We start from the raw sequence: 21,259 nt of genomic DNA on the forward strand, positions 1-21,259 counted from the left end.
ATGAGTCTCGTTGGCTGGGTGATGTGTATAAGTGACAGGGAGTGGCCTGGGCCTCCGCCTTGGCCAGCGCGTCGGCGATCTGCTGCTCCAGCTGGGCCTCGGCGGCCTGCAGCTCCTCCTTGCGCATCTCGTACTCCGCCTCGTAGGCGATCTGCTCGGCGGTGCCCGCGGAGATCTGGCTGTCCAGCTTCTGCACCTGAGCCTGGTATTCCTTGCGGGTCTCTTCCAGATGCTGCTGGTTTTCGGCGGCGGTGGTGCGCTTGCCCTCCAGCTCGCTTGTCAGGTCCTCCAGAGCCTGCTTCTGGGTCTGCAGCTCGGTGAGCAGGCCGTCGGTGTAGCTGCTCAGCTGCTGCAGATTGGAGGAGAAGGTGAGCAGCTGATACAGGCTGCTGGCCTGCAGCAGCAGCGACACCCCGCCGGAATCGCCCAGCTTCTGCATGGCCTGCAGCTGGGCCTTGTATTCCTCCATGGTCTGGTCGTAGCTTTGCTGGGTGGCGGTGATCTGCTCCTCACACTGGGCGATCTGGTCCTGGATATCCGCCTGGGCGTCGCTCAGGCTGTTGATCTGATTCAGAAGCATCTGGGCCTGCAGCTGGGCCTGGGCCTTGGCGTCCATGTCGTCCTGCACATCCTGGGCGGCCTGCTGGGCCTGGTCCTGGGCCTGCTCCACCTTGTTCTGCAGGTCCTTGATGTCCTCCTCGGTCACCTCGTCCTGGGCAAAGACCAGAGTGCCCGCCAGCATCACAGCGGCGGTGAAGGCTGCGCCCGCGCGCAGAAAGCGGTGCTTGTTCATGTGAAAATCCCTCCTTACGGGTGGGTTAATAACGCAAAAATCACACTATTCTATCATTTTAATCATACACCGTCAAGGGGGAGCTTGTCTCGCACGAAACGTTGAAAAAACTGTGAAAAAAGCCCCCCGCGAATTCGCGGGGGGCAGAAAAACCGGGAAATTACTCGATGATGCTCTTGCCGGTCATCTCTTCCGGCTGAGCCAGGCCCATCAGCTTGAGCATGGTGGGAGCGATGTCGGCCAGAACGCCGCCCTCGCGCAGCTTCACATCGCCGGCGCCGGCCACCAGGAAGGGAACCGGGTTGGTGGTGTGAGCGGTGAAGGGAGCGCCGTCGGGCTCGCGCATCTGGTCGGCGTTGCCGTGGTCAGCGGTCAGCAGAACCTGACCACCGGCGGCCAGAACCGCGTCGATGACCTTGCCGGCGCAGGTGTCCACAGCCTCAACGGCCTTCACAGCGGCCTCGAAGATGCCGGTGTGGCCAACCATGTCGCAGTTAGCGAAGTTCAGGATGATCACATCGTACTTGCCGCTCTCGATGCGCTTGACGCACTCGTCGGCAACCTCGAAGGCGCTCATCTCAGGCTGCAGGTCGTAGGTGGCAACCTTGGGGCTGGCGATCAGGGCGCGATCCTCGCCCTCGAAGGGAGCCTCCACGCCGCCGTTGAAGAAGAAGGTCACGTGAGCGTACTTCTCGGTCTCGGCGATGCGCAGCTGGGTCTTGCCGCACTTGGCCAGATACTCGCCCATCACGTTGGTCAGGCTCTGGGGCTTGAAGGCAACCTCCACGTTGGGCATGGTGGCGTCGTACTGGGTGAAGCAGACATAGTTTACGGCAAAACGGCCGTTCTTGCGCTCGAAGCCGTTGAACGCGTCGTCCACGAAGGTGCGGGTGATCTCACGGGCACGGTCGGGGCGGAAGTTGAAGAAGATCACGGTGTCGCCCTCGGATACGCGGCCGCCCTCGCAGGTCACGGCGGGTACCACGAACTCGTCGGTCACGCCCTCGGCGTAGCTGTTTGCCATCACCTCAGCGGGGGTGCCCTTCACGCCCTCGCCGTATACGAAGGCAGCGTAGGCCTTCTCCACGCGGTCCCAGCGGTTGTCGCGGTCCATGGCGTAGTAACGGCCGGAGATGGAAGCGATCTTGCCCACGCCCAGCTCGTCCAGCTTTGCCTGCAGCTCGTCGATGTAGCCCTTGCCGGAATCGGGGGGAACGTCACGGCCGTCCATGATGGCGTGCACGTAGATCTCCTTGGCGCCCATGTCCTTGGCCATGTCCAGCAGGCCGAACAGGTGCTGGATGTGGCTGTGAACGCCGCCGGCGGACAGCAGGCCCATCATGTGGATGGCCTTGCCGTTTTCGATGGCAGCCTTCATGGCGTTCACAATGGCCTCGTTGGAGCGGATGGAACCGTCCTGGATGGCCTTGGTGATGCGGGTCAGCTCCTGGTACACGATGCGGCCGGCGCCGATGTTGGTGTGGCCAACCTCGCTGTTGCCCATCTGGCCGTCGGGCAGGCCCACGTCCATGCCGGAGGCACCGATGGTGGTGTAGGGGCAGGTGGCGAACAGCTTGTCCAGATTGGGGGTTTTGGCGGCGACGATGGCGTTGCCCTCGGTCTTGTTGGGCACCCAGCCGAAGCCGTCCAGAATGCAGAGCATCAGGGGTTTCTTAGACATAATGGATTACTCCTTATCAAAACTGTAAAAAACGCGCCGCCCCAAAGACGGCGCGTTATAACAAAAAGCTTACTTGCTGGCAGCAGCCACGATGGTGGCAAAAGCGTCGGCCTTCAGGGAAGCGCCGCCAATCAGGCCGCCGTCAACATCAGGCTTGCCCAGCAGCTCTTCAGCGTTGCCGGCGTTCATGCTGCCGCCGTACTGAACGGTGGTAGCCTTGGCAACAGCCTCGCCGTACAGCTCGCCCAGCACCTTGCGGATGGCAGCGCAGACTTCCTGAGCCTGGTCGCTGGTGGCAGTCTTGCCGGTGCCGATGGCCCAAACGGGCTCGTAGGCGATGACCACGTTGGCCATCTGCTCGGCACTCACGCCGTTCAGGGCGATCTTGGTCTGCATGCGGACCAGCTCCTCGGTCACGCCCTGCTCGCGCTGGGTCAGGTTCTCGCCCACGCATACCAGCACCTTCAGGCCGGCGTTCAGAGCAGCCAGGGTGCGCTTGTTCACGGTCTCGTCGGTCTCAGCGAAGTACTGACGGCGCTCGGAGTGGCCGGTGATCACGTACTCAACGCCCAGGTCGACCAGCATGTCGGCGCTGATCTCGCCGGTGAACGCGCCGCTCTTCTCGAAGTGCACGTTCTCGGCGCCCACATGGATGTTGGTGCCCTTGGTCTTCTCCACAGCGGTGACCAGGGTGGTGAAGGGGGTGCAGATCACGACCTCGCAGTCGGCATCCTTCACGGCGGGGATCAGAGCGTCGATCAGCTCAACAGCCTCGGTGGCGGTCTTGTTCATCTTCCAGTTACCGGCGATGATGGCCTTGCGGTTTGCTTTATCCATGGTAAAATACCCTCACTTTATGAATTCTGTAACACACTGGAAAAGGCCCCAGCCGCCCGGCACAAGGGGGGCGACTGAGGCTTTTTTTCAAAGGATCAGGCGTTCTGGATGCAGGCGATGCCGGGCAGCTCCTTGCCCTCCAGGTACTCCAGAGAAGCACCGCCGCCGGTGGAGATGTGGGTCATCTTGTCGGCGAAGCCCAGCTGCATTACGGCAGCAGCGCTGTCACCGCCGCCGATCACGGTGGTGGCGTCGGACTCGGCCATGGCCTTGGCAACGGCCAGGGTGCCGGCAGCCAGGGTGGGGTTCTCGAACACGCCCATGGGGCCGTTCCATACAACGGTCTTGCTGGCCTTCACGGCGTCAGCAAACAGCTTCTCGGTCTCGGGTCCGATGTCCAGACCCATCATGCCGGCGGGCATAGCGTCGGCAGCAACCATCTGAACCTCGATGGGAGCGTCGATGGGATCGGGGAAGGAAGCGGCCACAGCGGTGTCAACAGGCAGCAGCAGCTTTACGCCCTTCTCCTCGGCCTTCTTCATCATGTCCTTGCAGTAGTCCAGCTTCTCGGTGTCCACCAGGCTGGTGCCAACCTCGTAGCCCTTGGCGGCCAGGAAGGTGTAGGCCATGCCGCCGCCGATGATCAGGGTGTCCACCTTCTCCAGCAGGTTGCTGATAACATTCAGTTTGTCGGCAACCTTGGCGCCGCCCAGGATGGCGGTGAAGGGACGAACGGGATCGTTCACGGCGTTGCCCAGGTAGCGAATCTCCTTCTCCATCAGGTAGCCAACAGCGGTGTCCTTGATGTAGTCGGTCACGCCGGCGGTGGAGCAGTGGGCGCGGTGAGCGGAGCCGAAGGCGTCGTTCACGTAGCAGTCAGCCAGGCTGGCCAGCTCTTCGCTGAACTCGGGCAGGTTCTTGGTCTCCTCCTTGCGGAAGCGGGTGTTCTGCAGCAGAACCACATCGCCGTCGTTCATAGCGGCAACAGCGGCCTTGGCCTGCTCGCCCACAACGGTGTCGTCATTGGCGAACACGACGTTCTTGCCCAGCAGCTCGCTCAGGCGCACAGCCACGGGAGCCAGGCTGAACTTCTCTTCGGGGCCATTCTTGGGCTTGCCCAGATGGCTGCACAGGATGACCTTGCCGCCATTCTCGATCAGCTTCTTGATGGTGGGCAGGGCGGCAACGATGCGGTTATCGTTGGTGATCACGCCCTCCTTCATGGGAACGTTGAAATCGCAGCGCACCAGAACGCGCTTGCCCTTAACGTCCAGTTCCTCAACGGTTTTTTTACCTAAGCCCATTGTTCTTTCTCCTCTCATTTTTGAAAGTATCCCAAAGGGAACGGCCGCTTGTGCGGGATGCACAAATGACCGCCTTGTCATACCTGCCTTTATTATAATCAAAACAGGCCGGATACGCAAGTTTTTTCTTGTTACTCTTTTAACGAAATACGCCCCCTTCCGGCCGCAAAATCTGGGCGGTATGCGCTTTTTTGCGTTTCGCAGGTAAAAAAACGGCAAAGAAATCGAAAGAGGAGGAAAAGCGGAACCAGGCAGGCAAAAAACCTGAAAAGAATTGGCAAAGCTGCTCCGAGCCCCGGCAAATGTGATACAATAAAAGTATAAGGGCACCGGGGGTGTTCTGCCCGGGGTGCCCGGAACGCGGTTTCATCCGCCGCAAGGCGGCTTTTCTTCACAGCAAAGGAGGCAATGCGTATGCCGGGCCTTGTGACCCATTGTGTGTTCGGCGCCCGCACCCTGGCCCGTCTGCCGGACTGCGGGGCCAAGCGGGCCGCTCAGCGGCATTCCCGGGCCTTTTTCCTGGGGTGCCAGGGGCCGGACCTGTTTACTTATAACTTTTTGCGGCTGGCCTTTTCCAACCACCGGAACCTGGGGGCCTATCTGCACAACCACCGCATCAAGGCGCTGTTTCTGCAGATGTTCGCCTGCCTGCCCGAGTCAGGGCCCGAGCGGGAGGTCTGCCTTGCCTATCTGGCGGGGGCCTACTGCCACTATGTGTGCGACAGCGTGTGCCACACCTTTGTGTACGCCCGCACCGGCTACGACCCGGCCCACAAGAGCGCCCGCTACTACGGCCGCCACGCCGCGCTGGAAAGCGACATCGACGCCTGGTACATGGCCCAGTGCGGCTACAGCTACACCCGGCTGCGCCAGGAGCAGGTGTTCCGGCTGAATGAGGCGGAAAGCCAGCTGGTGAGCAAGTATCTGGCACGGGTGCTGCAGGGCACGCTGGGCGATCTGTTCCCGGTGCGCTCGCCCTTTCGGCCGGCCTTCGTGCGCCGGGCCATGGTGATGGCCTCGCTGGAGTCCAGCCTGCTGCACGACCCGAATGCCCAGCGGCGGCAGATGGTGGAAAAATTTGAAAACAAGGTGATGAAGTTCCCGCTGCTGTCGGCCAAGTTCATCACCGACGGTCCCAGCAGCATGCCGGACCCCATGAATCTGGCCCATGCCCCCTGGCGGGACCCCTGGAAGCCCCAGCGCCTGTTCACCGACAGCTTTGACGAGCTGTTCTGCAAGGGGCTGCGGCTGGCGGTGTGGCTGCTGCCCCAGATGGACGACCCGGTGCGCTTTCTCGTGATGACCGGCGACACCAACTACCACGACGACCGGGTGCTGGCGGCGAACTTCCAGCGGCTGGAGCGGGCGGTGGCGGCCGGCCAGACCGAAGCGCCCAGCCCCGCCCCGGCGGCAAGCGGTGTGCGGTGAAGAATATTCGGATGCGAAAGGCCCTCTTTCCGGCTCGGAAAGAGGGCCTTTTTGTCGTTTTGGTCATGGGAAGATGAAGAATGAGCAAAAAATTTTGAAAAACCGATGAAAACCGCAAAAAAGCCCCCACAGAAGGCGACAAACGCTGTATAATATCTGCGCGGCTGCCCCGGAGGGGGGAGCGCCGCGAGACAGGAATAAAACAGAATGAAAAAATGAGAAAGAGGATTGCACCATGAAAAAGAAGATCCTTGTGGGGGCGGCCGTTCTGGTCGTGCTGGCCGCGGTGGTTCTCGCCGGCGTGCTGGTGGTCTCCAAGTATCTGGTGGGCGGCGAAAAGCGCACCCGGGACAAATGGGAGGTCGAGACCGGCACCTACACCTTCACCGACGACGAGATCAATGTGCAGATGTACCGCCAGCCGGTGGAGGCCAGCATTGAGGTGGCCCAGATTTTGCCCGGCGAGTACGAGCAGGAGGGCTTTACTTACTACAACGAAGAGGTGCAGCAGCGCCTGGCCCAGAGCCTGATGACCATGATGGCCGGGGGCGAGTTCACCATGGAGGCCCCGCTGGCGGTGCTGAATCCCTTCGGCACCGGGTCCAACGGCCTGTATCTGTATTTTAATACCGATACCAACTGCCAGATCCGCTATACCGTCACCACCGAGGACGAGAGCATCCCCGCCTACACCGCCACCGCCAACTCCGCCCAGGAATTCGGCAAGGTGCAGGAATTTCTGCTCATCGGCCTTGTGCCCGGGCTGGAAAATGAGGTGACGCTGGAGGCGGTGAACAGGCAGGGCGAGGTAAAGCAGAGCTTCACCTTCACCATCCAGATACCCGAGACCACCTCCGGCCACGCCAACCGGCTGGAGGCCACCGAGGGCGACAGCACCGCCGAGATGAGCGAGGGCCTGTTCTACGCCATGGGCCTGAGCGACTACTACGGCTACACCTTCTTCTTTGACAACAACGGCATCCTGCGCTACGAGATGCTGCTGGACGGCTACCACTCCGACCGCATCCTCAGCCTGGGCGACCAGATCCTGGCCTGCGTGGGCAGTAATAAAATCGCCCGCATCAGCCGCATCGGTCAGGTGCTGCAGGTGTATGACCTGGGCCGCTTCGAGCTGCATCACGACTTCAACTGGGGCCCGGACGGCGAGCTGGTGGCCCTGGCCACCAACACCGAGGGCGAGACCGTGGAGGACCAGCTGATCTCCATCAACATGGAATCCGGCGAGGTGACCCTGCTGGTGGATTTCAGCGCCCTGATGAACAGCTACTTTGTGACCACCGAAAAGGTGGCGGCCAACAGCTCCTTCTTCTGGCAGGCCGGCCTGTGGGACTGGCTGCACCTGAACTCGGTGCAGTATCTGGCCGAGGAGGACGCGGTGGTGGTCAGCTCCCGTGAGACCTCCACCATCCTCAAGGTGAAGAACGTGCACGAGGAGTCCGCCATCGACTGGATGATCGGCGACGATGCCTTCTGGGAGGGCACCGAGTTTGCCCAGTACAGCCTGACCCAGCAGGGCGACTTCACCACCCAGTACGGCCAGCATGACGTGACCGTGATCTACGATGACAGCCTGCCCGAGGGTCAGTACTACCTGCGCATGTTCGACAACAACTACTGGGCCAACAGCACCCGCACCGAATACACCCCCAGCCTGCCGGATTCGGTGGGTCAGGCCCTCACCGAGGACGAGAGCATCGTGAGCCACGTTTACTACTATCTGGTGGACGAGAACGCGGGTACCTTCCAGCTGGCCTGGTCCTTCGATGTGCCCTACTCCAGCGTGGTGTCCAACGTGCAGCTGCTGGAGGGCGGCAACTATGTGGTGAACAGCGGCGTGCCTCAGGTCTACGGCGAGTACGACGCGGAGGGCAACCTGATCCGCCAGTTCCAGTACCACAGCATGATGAACGGCTACCGGGTCATGAAGGACGACTTCGTGGGCTACTGGTTCCGTTAAAACAAAGGTTAAACGCAGAAAAAGAAACAGCGGCCCCGCGCCCGGAAGCTTTCCGGGTGCGGGGCCTTTTTTGCTGCGTCCGGTTAAGGGGAAGGGAAGCGGCTGACAGGGCGAAAAAGAAGCTTGACCCAAGGTAAAAGCCGGGTAAAGAGCAGCGAAAAACTGGGTAAAAACCAGGCCGGGAGGCCCACAAGCGCCCCGGGGCCTTGGTATGATGGAAAAAAACCGGAAAATGAGCGGCCCGGCCCCGGTTTTGCCGCCGCCCGTTTCGTATTCTGTAATACCACGCCCGGGGAAAGGAACGACCACCCTATGCAGACCGACCACGCCATTCTGGAGCAGGTGGCTCAGGCCAAAACCAGCCTGGAGCGCGCCGACGAACTGATCCGGCAATACCAGCCCTTCATCAAGGCCCAGGCCAGCCGGGCGCTGGGCCGCCTGTGCACCGAGCAGGACGACGCCTTCAGCATCGGGATGATCGCCTTTCACGAGGCCATCCGGGGCTACAGCCGGGTCCGGGGCAGCTTTTTGCAGTATGCGGCTCTGGTGATCCGCAGCCGGGTGCGGGACGAGCAGCGCCGGGAGCGCCGCCACGCCCCCCACGCCCGGCTGGACCAGCCCGGGCCGGAGGAGGGCCAGACCCTGGGCGAGCGGCTGGCCGACCCGGAAAACCCGGTGGACGCCGCCGAGGGACGGCTGGCCACCCAGGCGGAGATCCGGGAGCTGACCGCGACCATAGCCGAATTCGGCATCGCTCTTTCGGATGTGGCCGAAAACTGCCCCCGCCAGCAGCGCACGCTGGAGGCCTGCAGGCAGGCGGTGCGCTACGCCCGGGAGCATCCCGAGCTGCTGGAGGAGCTGCTGCGCACCAGAAAGCTGCCCCTGACCCGGCTGTGCGAGGGCTCCGGCGCGGCCCGCAAAACGCTGGAACGGCACCGCAAATACATCACCGCCCTTCTTCTGATCCACACCAACGGCTACGAGATCATCCGGGGGCACATCTGCCAGATGCTGGCGCCGCAAGGAGGTGAACGCCCCGCATGAAATACCTTGTGATGGAGGCAAGGCCCAGCTACGCCATCCTGCTGGATGAGGAGGGCCGCTTCGTGCGGGCCGCCAACCTGCACTATGAACCGGGCCAGACGGTGGAGCACATCGTGCCCATGCGCACCCGCGCCCCCAAAAGCAAGGGGGTGCTGATCTGGCTGCCGGGTGTGCTGGCGGCCGCCTGCCTGGTGCTGATGGCGGCAGTGCTGCTGCGGGCGCCCATTACCCCCTATGCCTCGGTGTATCTGACCATCAACCCCCAGGTGCGCATCGACGTGGACCGGCAGAGCGTGGCCCGTGGGCTGGAGGGTGTGAACCCGGACGGCCAGGCCCTGGTGGAGGGCTACGACTGGAAGGGCAAGCATCTGGACCAGGTGACCGACGAGCTGATCGACCGGGCGGTGGCCATGGGCTATCTGGCCCCCGGCGGGGCCATCACCATCGACCTGGAGGCGGAGGATGAGGACTGGACCCGCCAGACCAACCAGGCGCTGCAGGCCCATCTGGAGGAATACCTGCAATACCAGAACCTGCGGGTCACGGTGCAGGTGGGCCAGAGCGTGAGCATCCCGGTGGCACCTGCCGCCACCGCCGCGCCCACGGCGGTGCCTTCCCCGGCCCCCAATGACTCCGGCTACGGGGATTCTGCTTACGGCACGCCTGCTGCCACCACTGCGCCTCAGGCCGGCGACTCGGGTTATGGCGAGGAGGGGGATTCCGGCTACGGCACAGCACCCACCGCCGCCCCGGCTCCCGCGCCGGAAACCGGCGATTCCGGCTATGGGGATTCCGGCCAGGCAGCGGCGCCCACGGCGGCCCTCGTGCCCGCCGCCACCCCAGTGCCCGCCACCCCGGTTCCGCAGGGCGGCGACTCGGGCTACGATGCGCCCCAGCAGGGCGATTCCGGCTATGACCAGCCGGACCAGCCGGAGCAGGATTCCGGCTACGACGGGGACGACTGAAAAAGTTTTAAAATTTTTTCGTTTTCGACCCCGGTTTTGCCCCCACGGGCTGCGTAATCTGTGTCAGAAGCCAGGAGAAAGGCTGAAGAAACCATAAAACAACAAATCACAGGAAAAAGGAGACGATGGTATGACCAGAAAGAAACTGACCGCACTGCTCGGCGCCGGGTTGGCGCTTTCCATGGCCGTGTGCCTGCTGGCCGGCTGCTCCAAGCCCGCCCAGAGCACCGCCACCGCCGCCGCGCCCGCGGCCCTGAGCCAGGGGGGCGTGATTTATCTGAAGGTGAACCCGGAGATCGCCGTGCGCTACGATGACAAGGGCATGGTCACCAGCCTGGAGGGCCGCAACCCGGACGGCAAGGAGATCCTGACCGGCTACACCGGCTACGAGGGCAAGGAGTGCAAGGCCGTGATCGGTGAGCTGGTGGCACGCATCAACGAGGCCGGCTACTTCGTGGAAGAGGTGGAGGGCGAGAACCGCCAGATCACCCTGGAGGTGGCCCGGGGCTCCAGCCTGCCCGCCGATGATTTCCTCAGCGACATCGTGGAGCAGGTGCAGACCTACACCGCCGCCCAGCAGCTGTCCAGCCCGGTGGAGGTGGACGGCGAGAGCAACTACGGCTGGACCGACTACGCCGACACCGATTACGGCCCGGACAACGACGGCGTGACCGATTACGGCGCCACCGACTACGGCCCGGACAATGACGGCATCACCGATTATGCCGAGACCCAGCGCTCCGGCGGCGCGGCCACCCCGACCCCGGCCACTCCCGCCCCCGGCACCACCGATTACGATGACACCGATTACGGCCCGAACAATGACGGCGTGACCGACTACAACGATACCGACTACGGCCCGAACAATGACGGCGTGACCGATTACAACGACACCGACTATGGCCCCAACAACGACGGCGTGACCGACTACAACGATACCGACTATGGCCCGAACAACGATGGCGTGACCGACTACAACGATACCGACTACGGCCCGAACAACGACGGCGTGACCGACTACAACGACACCGACTACGGCCCGAATAACGACGGCGTGACCGATTACGACGACGACGGTGATTCCGGCTACACCGCTCCGGCTCCCGCCCCCGCGCCCACCGTGGCCCCGGCCCCGGCTCCCGCTCCGGCCACTCCCGCTCCCGCTCCGGCCACTCCCGCACCCGCTCCGGTTGCCCCGGCTCCCGCACCGGGCGGCGACTCCGGCTATGACGGCGATTCCGGCTACGACGACGGCGGCGACTCCGGCTACGATGACGGCGGAGATTCCGGTTATGACGACTGACCGCCCGCCGGTCTGGCGGCACGAATACAAGCACTGGATCACCCCCCAGGAGGACTGGGTGCTCACCCGGCGGCTGGAGCGGCTGTTTGAGGCCGACCGGCACGCCGGGCCGGGCGGGGTGTACCGGGTGAACAGTCTCTACTTCGACACCCCCGCCGATACCGCCCTGCGCCAGAAGCTGGACGGGGTGGACCGGCGGGAAAAGTTCAGGCTGCGGTACTACGGGCAGGACACCGGCTTTCTGCGGCTGGAAAAAAAGAGCAAGCAAAACGGCCTGTGCCAGAAGCAAAGCGCCCGGCTGAGCGAGGACGAGGTGCGGCGGCTGCTGGCCGGGCAGATCGACTTTCTCTTGCACAGCGGCCGGCCCCTGCTGGTGGAGCTGTACAGCAAGATGCGCGCCGGGCTGCGCCCGCGCACCGTGGTCCGCTACGACCGGCAGGCCTTTGTGTACCGGCCGGGCAACGTGCGCATCACTCTGGACCGGGCGCTGCGCCGGGGCAACGGGCCCGCCGATTTTCTGGACCCGGAGGCCCTTGCCTGCACCGTGGCCCCGGGGGGCACCATTCTGGAGGTAAAATACGACGCCTTTCTGCCCGATCTGGTGCGCATGGCCGTGCAGGTGCCCGGCCGACGGGCGGGGGCATGGTCCAAATACGCGGCCTGCCGCAAATGGGAATGAGCGGTGAGCCGGGAGGGGTTTTATGACGTTTCAGGATATCTTCCGTTCCAGCTTTCTGGACAATTCCGCCGCGGTCAGCCCGCTGGATATGCTGCTGGCCATGGCGCTGGCTCTGGCGCTGGGGTTGTTCATCTTTTACATCTACAAAAAAAGCTACTGCGGCGTGATGTACGCCGCCAGCTTCGGGGTCACGCTGGTGGCCCTGTGCCTCATCACCACCCTGTTGATTCTGGCAGTCACCAGCAACGTGGTGCTGTCGCTGGGTATGGTGGGCGCCTTGTCCATCGTGCGGTTTCGCACCGCCATCAAGGAGCCCATGGACATCGCCTTTCTGTTCTGGAGCATCGCGGCGGGCATCGTGCTGGCGGCGGGCTTTGTGCCGCTGGCGGTGCTGGGCAGCCTGCTCATCGGGCTGGTGCTGGTGGTGTTCGCCGGGCGCAAAAGCGCCGACCGGCCCTACATTCTGGTGCTGCACTGCGCCGGGGACGCCGCCGCCCGCGCCGCTGCCGCTTTTCTGGAAGAGGCGGTGGCCGCCCACTCGCTGAAAAGCAAGACCGTGAGCGCCCGGGGCACCGAGCTGAACTACGAGGTGCGGCTGCGGCAGGAGGATGCCTCCTTCGTGGAGCAGCTGGCCGCCATGGAGGGCGTGGAGGAAGCGGTGCTGGTATCCTACAACGGGGACTATATGGGGTGAAGCCATGCTGCGCCACAAATACATCGACCGCATCTGCCTTGCCGCCATGGCCCTGGCTCTGGTGCTGGCGGGGGTGCTCTGGCGAGGGGAGGCGCTGGGCATCCGCCCCACCCACAGCGACCCGGCCTACGCCTCCCGGCTGTTCGACGCGGATCGGGTGCACACCATCGACATTCAGATCGAGGACTGGCAGGCCTTTCTGGACACTGCCCCACAGGAGGAGTATTCCCCCTGCACGGTGGTGGTGGACGGCGAGCGGTTCGAGCAGGCGGGCCTGCGGGCCAAGGGCAACAACTCCCGGCGGCTGATCGAGGAATACGGACTTTCCCGCTACAGCCTGAAGCTGGAATTCGACCACTACCAGACCGGGGCCAGCTACCATGGGCTGGACAAGCTCTCGCTGGACTGCTCCTTTCAGGACAACAGCTACCTGAAAAACCACACCGCCTACCGGATGATGGACTACATGGGGGTGCCCGCGCCCCTGAGCAGCTACGTGTGGGTGACGGTGAACGGGCAGGACTGGGGGCTGTTCCTTGCGGTGGAGGAGCCGGAGGAAGCCTTTGCCCGCCGCAGCTTCGGCCCCGGCCACGGCCAGCTGTACAAGCCGGACTACAAGCGCCTTTCCGACGAAAACCCGGACGTGGCCCTGCGCTACACCGGCCCGGAGGAGGAAAACTACGACAACATCTTCCGCACCGCCAAGTTCGACCCCACCCCGGCGGACAAGCAGCGGCTGATCGAAGCGCTGGAGCAGCTTTCCACCGGGCAGCAGCTGGAAAAGGCGGTGGACCTGGACCGGGTGCTGCGGTACTTTGTGGTGCAGGTGTTCACCGTCAATCTGGACAGCTACCTGGGCCGCACCGGTCACAACTATTTTCTCTACGAGGAAGACGGGCGGCTGAGCATGCTGCCCTGGGACTATAACCTGGCCTTCGCCACCTATTCGCTGGGCATGCCGGACCCGGTGAACGACGCGGAGCTGTATGTGAATTATCCCATCGACACCCCCGGCACCGGCCAGGTGATGCAGAACCGGCCGCTCTACCATCAGGTGATGAAGCAGGACGAATGCTTTGCCGCCTACCACCGGTATTTCGACGAATTTCTGAGCGGATATTTTGAGAGCGGGCGCTTTGCGGCCGAGACCGCCGCCACCGCCCGGATGATCGCCCCCTACGTGCAGCGGGACCCCACCGCCTTCTGCTCCTACGAGGATTTCCGCACCGGGGTGGACACCTTCACCGACTTCTGCCTGCTGCGGGCCGAGAGTGCCCGGGGCCAGCTGGAAGGGGAAATCCCCTCCACCTGGAAGGAGCGGGAGGAATGGGGCGGCCCCTATGTGGACGCCTCGTCGGTCTGGCTGCCGGACCTGGGCGAGATCGCCGACCTGGCGGACGGCGTGCACTGACCGGCAAATCAAAAAAGAAAGCGCGGCCCCGCGCCCGGAAAGCTTCCGGGTGCGGGGCCGCGTTGTTTTGGTTATAGGGAGGGATTCACCGGCCGGGCTCCTCGCCGAACACCGCCCGGTACACCGCCGTCAGGTCCTGCCCCGGCGCATGGGCGGCGATCAGGGCCTCTGCCGGGCCCTGGTCCACCAGCCGGCCATCCTGCAGCAGCAGAATCCCGTCGGCTGTTTCCACATCGCTTGCCGCGGAGGTGGCCACCAGCACGATCCGGTCGGCGGCAAGCCGGGCCAGCAGGTGCTGCAGCCGCAGCCGCTCCGGCGGCTCCAGCCCGGCGGCGGGCTCGTCCAGAAGCAGCAGCTTCGGGTCTCCCAGCAGGGCGCCGGCCAGCAGAAGCCGCTGCTTCATGCCGCCGGAATAAGCGGCCAGCCGTTTGTCCAGCTCGTCGGAAAGGGCCAGCCATTCCGCCGCCCGCTCCACCTGGGCGGGCACCTCCCGGGCGGGGATCTCCTTCAGCGCGCAGAGGCCGGAAAGAAACCGGCGGCCGGTGTAGCTGTCGGAAAGGGGCTGCTGCCGGGGGATGCAGCCCGCCGCACGGCGAAAGCGGCTGTCCGGCATGCGCACGCTCTGGCCGCACCAGTGCACGGTGCCGCCGTCCGGCTTCAGGCTGCCGGTGAGAAGGCTGACCAGAGTGGTCTTGCCCGCGCCGCCCGGCCCCAAAAGACCGTAAAAGCCCGGTCCGAGGAAAAAACTTACCCCGGCCAGGGCCTGTTTTCTGGCGGCGGGACGGCCAAACCGGCCGCCCCGGATCGAATAGCTTTTTTCAAGCCCCTCCACCGCAAGGCAGGGGGCGGGATTGGTTTGCTGGGTCATGGAAGGTTCACCTCGAGGGCGGCCGGTGGGTCAAGCCGGAAGCTGCCGGTCTGACCGCCTTTTCTCTGACATCAAAATAGCACAGGCCAATAAAAATGTCAACAATACTTTGCCACGAATAGTATTTACGGCACATAGCTTTTGCAGTATGATAAGGCTGTTGATTCAACAAAGTAAAAGAGGACGCCCCATGGGAGTATCGGAAAACTTGAAGCGCGGCGTTACCGAGCTTGTGCTGCTGAGCCTGCTGGCCCAGCGGGACATGTACGGGTATGAGATGTCGCAGGAATTGCAGGCCCGCAGCGGCGGGAAGTTCATCTTGCAGGAGAGTTCCATGTACCCCACCCTTTACCGGCTGGAGGACAAGGGCTATATCACTGTGACCAAACAGCAGGTGGGCAGGCGGCGCACCCGGATGTATTACCATCTGGAGGCGGCCGGGCGTGACTATCTGCAAAGCAGCGTGGCGGAATATCTTTCCATGCAGGAAGGCATTCGCGGCATACTCACATCCTGTGGAATGAATGAGGTGGAACCGGTATGAACAGCAGCATGAATCATTCTTCGGCACAGGCCCCCGGCCTGCAGGCACAGGTGCTGTGCCGAAGGTATTGCGGGCGGGTGAAGCGCAGCCTTTTCTGCCCGGCGGCACTGCGCAGGCCGGTTCTCAGCCAGCTGGAGGAGTCGGTGCTGCTCTATCTGGAGGAGCATCCCCGGGCCGGGATGAACGAGCTTTGCGCCCATTTCGGCACACCGAAGGCCTTTGCCGCCAATGTGCTGGAAAACATGGAGGGCGAGCAGCTGCACCGGCAGCTGACCTGTTACCGCTGGCGCAGGGTGCTGGCTGCGATGCTGGTCGCACTGGCGCTGGCCTACGGCGTGTTTTACTGCGCGCGGCTTGCGATCGACTACATCTGCTACCCGGGCTACGGAAACCTGAGCAGTATCGAGGAGGACACGAGGCCGCTCCCGACCACGAGTCCGATTGGAGAATGAGTCAGAATAAGGAGGCGTTTTTTGTGAAATTTAAAAAAATCTGTGCAGTTCTGATGGCAGCGCTGCTGTGTGTGTGCGTTTGTGTTCCGGCCTTTGCCGCCGGGGACGAGAGCCGTGTGGTCAGCCGCACGGTGGAGCAGTACGACAACGGAGCCTACGCGGTGATCACCGTCTACGAGGATGCCGCATCCCGGGCCACCGGTTCCAAAAACGGCCATAAGGCTTTTGATTATTACGAGAGCGGCACCCTGCAGTGGACCTACACCCTGCACGCCAGCTTCACCTACAACGGCAGCACCGCCACCTGCACCGCGGCCACTGCCACCTTCGACAAGCAGGTCGACATCTGGAAGCTCATCGCCAACGATCCCTCCCCCAGCGGAAGCGCGGCCATTGCCCGGGGCGTGGTGCAGAAGACCACCACCGGCAAAAAGGTTTCCCCCACGGTGACCATCACCTGCACCCCCAACGGCGTGCTGGCCTGATGCGTCCCCGGACCGCTCCCTCAAATAAAATAAAACGCGAAAACGCGGCCCCGAATCGGTTTTGATTCGGGGCCGCGCTGTTTTGTGTATGGGGTCAGTCGGAGTAGGCGAGGGTCTGATAATCGGGGGAGGAGCTCCAGTAGTCCGCCGTGTCGATCAGGCCGTAAAGGGGGCGGGTGGCCTTCACCACGGTGGAGGTGCCGTCCGAGGCTTTGGTGGGGTAATCCACGGCCTGCTCACCCATTTCCACCAGATACCGGTCGGTTCCCGGGATGCCGGCCAGAATCCGCACCGGCCGCCCGGGCCCGCTGATGGTGGTGCTCAGCAGCGAGAAGTCGGCGCTCTCGCCGCTGTTCAGGTCCACCCGCACCGTGAGCGCCTGTTCCGAATCCGGCAGAAACAGCGAGAGAAGGGCGAAGCCGTCCCGGCAGTCCAGCAGGTTGACAAAGCCCTCGCCCGCGCCGCCCTCGAACAGATTTTCCTTCAGCACCCGGTCCTCCAGGGTGAGCCAGTCCAGGCCGTGGAGGGCGTTTTCCGAAAAGGAGTAATAATAGATCTGACGCCCCTGGACAAGCATGGTGGTATCGTCCGGGTCCGGGGCGGGCACCTGGGTCGTTTCCCCGGTGGAAAGGTCCAGCTGGGCCAGAGTCATAACCAGCTTGCCCTGAACGGCGTTCTGGCTGCTCAGCAGAACGCAGGAGCCGAAGGCACTCATCAGCTGTTCGGAGTGCTCTGCGCTCATCTGGTAAATGGATTCCCATTCCCCGGTGGCAAGCTCCACGCGGATCAGCTCCTGCTTCAGCCACTCGGCTTCGGCGGTCTCCAGGGTGCAGTAAAGGTCCCTGCCGTCGGTGAGGTAGGGGTCCTTCAACTGCTGCGTGGGCCCGAAGCGGGTGAGCAGAGCCTTGCTGCTGCCGTCCGGCTCCATGGTCATGACCCCGGCCAGAGCAGCTTCGCCGTGTTCGTCCGCCAAGTCGGGCGCGCCGGGGAGAACCAGAAAAATCCGCCCGCCGATGACCATGGGGCGGATGCCGCCGTAAGCCATCAGACGGCCCTGACACTCCGACCCGGTGTGGTCACAGCCCGGCAGGCTGCACAGGGGATGCAGGCTGGAGGAAGCAAAATCCCCGTACAGGATGCGGATGGAACCGTCCGGCAGGGGAAGCATGTCCACCGTATAAAGCCCCTCGGCGGTGACGGCGCTCATTTCGGGCAGCACCTGCAGCTCCAGCCCGGCCAGGTCCGGATTGGCTCCGGCGCTCCGGGTGCTGCTCTGGGCGGGGGCGCTGCTCCGGGCCGGGAGGCTGACCGACTGGGACGCGGCGGTGCAGCCCGCCAGCAGAAGGCAGGCGGTGAGGAGGGCGGTCAGGCGGTTTGCTCGTTTCATAAAAAGGGCCTCCTTTTGCCGGAAAAAGCAGATGCTCCCGGCTTATTTTCTGGCCCCAGTATAGCCCTTTGCGGGGCACGGTGTATGCAAGGAGATGTAACGAAACTGCAAATTCCGGAGCAAGGGCGCAAAAAGCGGCCCCGAATCGGAAAACCGGTTCGGAGCCGCGCTGTTTGGGTTGTTTACTTGGCGGCGGTGTCGGTGGTGGCCATCTCCTTGATGGAGGTGACCAGACCCGCCAGGTTCTGCATGTCGCTGGGGATGATCAGCTTGGTGGCGCGGCCGTCGGCTACCTTGGCCAGGGCCTCCAGACCCTTCAGGGCCAGCACCTTATCGTTGGGGGCGGCCTCGTTCAGCATCCGCAGCGAGTCGGCCAGAGCCTTCTGCACCTCCAGGATGGCCTGGGCTTCACCCTGGGCCTCACGGATGCGCTGCTCGCGCACCGCGTCCGCCCGCAGGATGGCGCTTTCCTTTTCGCCCTCCGCCTTGGTGATGGCGGCGGTCTTCTCGCCCTCGGCGATCAGGATGGCTTCGCGCTTTAAGCGCTCGGCCTTCATCTGCTTCTCCATGGCGTCCTGGATTTCGGCGGGCGGGATGATGTTCTTCACCTCAACCCGGTTCACCTTGATACCCCACTTGTCGGTGGCCTGGTCCAGAATGGCGGTGATCTTGGTGTTGATCACGTCGCGGCTGGTGAGGGTGTGGTCCAGCTCCATATCACCGATGATGTTGCGCAGGGTGGTGGCGGTCAGGTTCTCGATGGCGCTCATGGGCCGCTCCACGCCGTAGGTGAACATCTTGGCGTCGGTCACCTGGAAGAAGACCACCGAGTCGATCTGCATGGTCACGTTGTCCCGGGTGATGACGGGCTGGGGCTTGAAGTCCACAACCTGCTCCTTCAGGCTCACCTTTTTGACGACGCGCATCAGGAAGGGGGCCTTGAAGTGGAAGCCAGCGCCCCAGGTGGCGTGGTACACACCCAGCCATTCCACCACGTAGGCGTTGGCCTGAGGCACGATGCTGATGCAGCTGACCAGCAAAAGCAGCAGGATGACCAGAATGGGGATCAAAACAATCAATACTGTGGGCATAATCGTTACCTCCGTTTCTTACTTGAAAATCGCTGTTTGGGTAAGGGGTGCGCGGGGGATTATTGAACCGCGGCGGGTTTTTTTTCCGGGGCCACGGTCAGGGTGGTGCCGCCGATGGACTGCACGGTGCAGCGCTCGCCGGCCCGGATGGGGCTGTCGGTCACGGCGTTCCAGTCCACGCCGTCCAGCCTTACCCGGCCCACCACACCGGGGCGCAGGTCCTCCAGGGCCTGGGCGGTGCGGCCGATGTTCCGGTCCAGCTCCACGGCGGCGGCAGGCTTGCGGGAACGGGCCCGGCTGACCAGCGGCTTGGTGGCGATCAGGGCCACCAGGCTTACCAGCAGGAACACCAGCGCCTGCCACAGCAGGTTCGGGGTGAACAGACTGGCGCCCAGCGCCGCCAGCGCGCCCACGGCAAACCAGATGGTGACCAGGTTGGCGGTGGCCAGCTCCACCACAACGAAAACCGCCAGCAGCGCGGCCCACAGCCAGATGGCCGTGGTGGTCGAAAGCAGGATCTCCATGGGTGTACTCCTCTCCGGCGGTTTCTTTGCGGGACCGCCTTTTTATTCAGGCGGGCATGCCGCCTGTAAAACCTTATGCAGAAAAGTTTGGAACGAATATTCATTCGGGCGGCGGCCAGCTTCCGGCCCGGGCCGGGAAGTGGTGCCGTTGTCTGTATTTTAACAGATGGCGGGTAGGAATACAAAGCCCACCTGGGGCAAAAATTGGCGGTTTTTTGCCTTTTTTGCGAAATTTTTGCCGGGGGGACCCCCAATCGAAGCCGGGCGAGGCGGGGCGAGTCCGGGCGAGCCCAGGCAAAAAAGACCCGGAGAGGTCGTTCCTCTCCGGGCTGCGGGCTTACTCGCCCAGGGGCGGTAACACACCATTTCAGGTGGTGGAGCGCGCCGGAAAATTTTTTGCGGAATGAACCAAAAAGCGCAGGCAAGCCTTGGAGGCCCCGCGAGCATTTTTGGAAAATTCCACGGAAAATTTTGGCGCGATACGCCGCCTGAGGCGTCAGCCGTGAATGGTGTGTTAGTGCCCCAAGTACCGCCAGCTGAAATACTGCCAGGCCTCGCTCACAAACAGCGCCAGGGCGGACACGGTGGCCAGCGCCGCCCAGAGTAAGTACACCTGCTGCCAGCCCCGCAGATCGCTCACCCAGCCGGAGAGCGCGCCGCCCAGCGCCGCGCCTACGTAGGCCAGAAAATTGAAGATGCCGGTGAAGGCCGCGCTCTGGCCGGTGCGGGCAAAGCGCAGGGGAAGCAGGGTGGTGAGGATGGTGGTCACGCCGTACACAAGCCCCAGCAAAAGCCCCAGGCAGACCACAAGGCCCGCAAGACTGTTCTGCAAGGCAACCAGAAGCCAGCCGCACACCGCCCCGGCCCCGGTGAGGGCCAGCAGCGCGCCCTCCTGCCCGCCGTGCAGCCGCCGCACCAGCCAGCCGGTGGCCAGCAGTCCGGCGGTGCTGAACAGCGGAATGACCGCGGTGAACAGGCCCACCAGACCCTCCTGCCCCGGCCCGGCCAGCTGCTGCAGCAGGGTGGGGGCCCACAGGTTGATGCTCTCCTTGGTGGAGCCCTGGGCCAGGATCACGAAGGCGAAGCTGAGCATGGGCAGGGTGAGCATGGCCCGCACAAGGCTGCCCCGCTGCCGGGGCCCGACCGGTTCGTCCTTTTTGGCGGGGGCGGCCAGCGAGGCGGGCCGGTAGCAAAGCCCCGCCGCCTGAGGGCTGGATCTCAACCCCCGCAGCCAGACCCAGAAAAAGCAGAAGGCGATGATGGCCGGGCAGAAGAACACCCAGCGCCAGCCCGCCGCCCGCAGCACCGCGCCCAGGCCGCTCCAGGCCACCAGATAGCCCAGCGTGGTGGGCAGGCTCAAGAGAATCGAGACCTTCAGGTATTCGGACGGCTCGAACCAGTTGGTGGTGATCTGCAGAATGGGCGGCCAGAACAGCGCCAGCGCCAGACCGTTCACCGTCCACAGCGCGGCCAGCGCCCAGTAGCCCGAGCAGAAGCCGATGGCCAGATTGCACAGCCCGCTGGCCGCAAGGCCCAGCGCCACCACCCGCTTGGGGTCCCACTTCACGCTCAGCCAGCCGCCCAGCAGCTGGCCGGAGGCGTAGGTCCAGAAATACAGGGTGCTCACAAGGCCGGCCTGACCCCGCCCGATGGAAAGCACCTCCATCAGGTCCTCCAGCGCCAGCGAAAGATTGGTGCGCAGCAGGTAAGACACCGTGTAGGCGGCCACGCACACCGCCAGCACCCGCCGCTTTTGCACGGCCAGCACGTTGGACTGCTCCACAGCGATCA

20 protein-coding genes are annotated in these 21,259 nt (G+C 63.6%); 11 read left to right on the top strand and 9 right to left on the bottom strand.

Annotated features, from left to right (window positions below; translation table 11 throughout):
* From B5F28_RS13460 to B5F28_RS13475, 4 genes are all read right to left on the bottom strand, one after another.
* A partial coding sequence (locus B5F28_RS13460; RefSeq protein ID WP_143424755.1) for a murein hydrolase activator EnvC family protein occupies positions 1 to 793 on the bottom strand: 793 nt, incomplete at its 3' end.
* Between the two features lie 160 nt (positions 794 to 953).
* A complete protein-coding gene (gene gpmI, locus B5F28_RS13465) occupies positions 954 to 2,474 on the bottom strand; it encodes a 2,3-bisphosphoglycerate-independent phosphoglycerate mutase (RefSeq protein WP_087296358.1) in 1,521 nt (506 codons plus the stop codon).
* Positions 2,475 to 2,543: 69 nt separating this feature from the next.
* Entirely contained in the window at positions 2,544 to 3,311 is a 768-nt protein-coding gene (tpiA, locus tag B5F28_RS13470) for a triose-phosphate isomerase (RefSeq protein WP_087296359.1), read from the bottom strand.
* A gap of 95 nt (positions 3,312 to 3,406) precedes the next feature.
* A complete protein-coding gene (locus tag B5F28_RS13475) occupies positions 3,407 to 4,615 on the bottom strand; it encodes a phosphoglycerate kinase (RefSeq protein WP_087296360.1) in 1,209 nt (402 codons plus the stop codon).
* Positions 4,616 to 5,029: 414 nt separating this feature from the next.
* On the opposite strand from B5F28_RS13475, the gene B5F28_RS13480 reads away from it, so the two are divergent.
* From B5F28_RS13480 to B5F28_RS13515, 8 genes are all read left to right on the top strand, one after another.
* Positions 5,030 to 6,043 (top strand): zinc dependent phospholipase C family protein, encoded by a 1,014-nt coding sequence (locus tag B5F28_RS13480; RefSeq protein WP_158097606.1) that lies wholly within the window; start codon positions 5,030 to 5,032, stop codon positions 6,041 to 6,043.
* A 235-nt stretch (positions 6,044 to 6,278) separates the two neighbouring features.
* Positions 6,279 to 8,021, top strand: coding sequence for an aryl-sulfate sulfotransferase (locus B5F28_RS13485; RefSeq protein WP_087296362.1), 1,743 nt, complete (start codon positions 6,279 to 6,281; stop codon positions 8,019 to 8,021).
* Between the two features lie 312 nt (positions 8,022 to 8,333).
* Positions 8,334 to 9,065, top strand: coding sequence for a sigma-70 family RNA polymerase sigma factor (locus B5F28_RS13490; RefSeq protein WP_087296363.1), 732 nt, complete (start codon positions 8,334 to 8,336; stop codon positions 9,063 to 9,065).
* On the top strand, positions 9,062 to 10,030 hold the full coding sequence (locus tag B5F28_RS13495) for an anti-sigma-I factor RsgI family protein (protein WP_087296364.1): 969 nt from the start codon (positions 9,062 to 9,064) through the stop codon (positions 10,028 to 10,030). Before B5F28_RS13490 ends, B5F28_RS13495 begins: the two co-directional genes overlap by 4 nt.
* A 130-nt stretch (positions 10,031 to 10,160) precedes the next feature.
* Complete coding sequence (locus B5F28_RS14925) at positions 10,161 to 11,333, top strand: anti-sigma-I factor RsgI family protein (RefSeq protein WP_206423089.1); 1,173 nt, start codon at positions 10,161 to 10,163, stop codon at positions 11,331 to 11,333.
* Positions 11,323 to 12,012, top strand: a complete 690-nt coding sequence (locus B5F28_RS13505; RefSeq protein ID WP_087296365.1) for a polyphosphate polymerase domain-containing protein — start codon at positions 11,323 to 11,325, stop codon at positions 12,010 to 12,012. The genes B5F28_RS14925 and B5F28_RS13505 overlap by 11 nt, the downstream gene beginning before the upstream one ends.
* Before the next feature lie 22 nt (positions 12,013 to 12,034).
* Positions 12,035 to 12,706 (top strand): DUF4956 domain-containing protein, encoded by a 672-nt coding sequence (locus tag B5F28_RS13510; protein ID WP_087183935.1) that lies wholly within the window; start codon positions 12,035 to 12,037, stop codon positions 12,704 to 12,706.
* A 4-nt stretch (positions 12,707 to 12,710) separates the two neighbouring features.
* Entirely contained in the window at positions 12,711 to 14,117 is a 1,407-nt protein-coding gene (locus B5F28_RS13515) for a CotH kinase family protein (RefSeq protein ID WP_158097607.1), read from the top strand.
* An 85-nt stretch (positions 14,118 to 14,202) separates the two neighbouring features.
* On the opposite strand, the gene B5F28_RS13520 is transcribed toward B5F28_RS13515, so the two are convergent.
* The gene (locus B5F28_RS13520; RefSeq protein WP_087296367.1) at positions 14,203 to 14,985 is read right to left on the bottom strand and encodes an ATP-binding cassette domain-containing protein; all 783 of its coding nucleotides are present in this window, start codon (positions 14,983 to 14,985) and stop codon (positions 14,203 to 14,205) included.
* A 190-nt stretch (positions 14,986 to 15,175) separates the two neighbouring features.
* On the opposite strand from B5F28_RS13520, the gene B5F28_RS13525 reads away from it, so the two are divergent.
* From B5F28_RS13525 to B5F28_RS13535, 3 genes are read left to right on the top strand one after another with little or no spacing between them, the layout of a single operon-like run.
* Entirely contained in the window at positions 15,176 to 15,529 is a 354-nt protein-coding gene (locus B5F28_RS13525; protein WP_087296368.1) for a PadR family transcriptional regulator, read from the top strand.
* Entirely contained in the window at positions 15,526 to 15,981 is a 456-nt protein-coding gene (locus B5F28_RS13530; RefSeq protein WP_087296369.1) for a hypothetical protein, read from the top strand. Before B5F28_RS13525 ends, B5F28_RS13530 begins: the two co-directional genes overlap by 4 nt.
* 23 nt (positions 15,982 to 16,004) lie before the next feature.
* A complete protein-coding gene (locus B5F28_RS13535; RefSeq protein ID WP_087296370.1) occupies positions 16,005 to 16,466 on the top strand; it encodes a hypothetical protein in 462 nt (153 codons plus the stop codon).
* Between the two features lie 94 nt (positions 16,467 to 16,560).
* Here B5F28_RS13535 and B5F28_RS13540 read toward each other — a convergent pair whose 3' ends face one another.
* The 4 genes from B5F28_RS13540 to B5F28_RS13555 form a co-directional block, all read right to left on the bottom strand.
* On the bottom strand, positions 16,561 to 17,853 hold the full coding sequence (locus B5F28_RS13540; protein ID WP_087296371.1) for a hypothetical protein: 1,293 nt from the start codon (positions 17,851 to 17,853) through the stop codon (positions 16,561 to 16,563).
* Between the two features lie 182 nt (positions 17,854 to 18,035).
* Positions 18,036 to 18,944, bottom strand: coding sequence for an SPFH domain-containing protein (locus B5F28_RS13545; protein WP_087296372.1), 909 nt, complete (start codon positions 18,942 to 18,944; stop codon positions 18,036 to 18,038).
* Positions 18,945 to 19,003: 59 nt separating this feature from the next.
* Positions 19,004 to 19,468, bottom strand: coding sequence for an NfeD family protein (locus tag B5F28_RS13550; protein ID WP_087296373.1), 465 nt, complete (start codon positions 19,466 to 19,468; stop codon positions 19,004 to 19,006).
* 514 nt (positions 19,469 to 19,982) lie between these two features.
* Positions 19,983 to 21,251: an MFS transporter gene (locus tag B5F28_RS13555; RefSeq protein WP_158097608.1), complete on the bottom strand. Its 1,269-nt coding sequence runs from the start codon at positions 21,249 to 21,251 to the stop codon at positions 19,983 to 19,985.
* Between the last annotated feature and the right edge of the window lie 8 nt (positions 21,252 to 21,259).

Source organism: Gemmiger sp. An194, assembly GCF_002160145.1.
Taxonomy (GTDB): domain Bacteria; phylum Bacillota; class Clostridia; order Oscillospirales; family Ruminococcaceae; genus Allofournierella.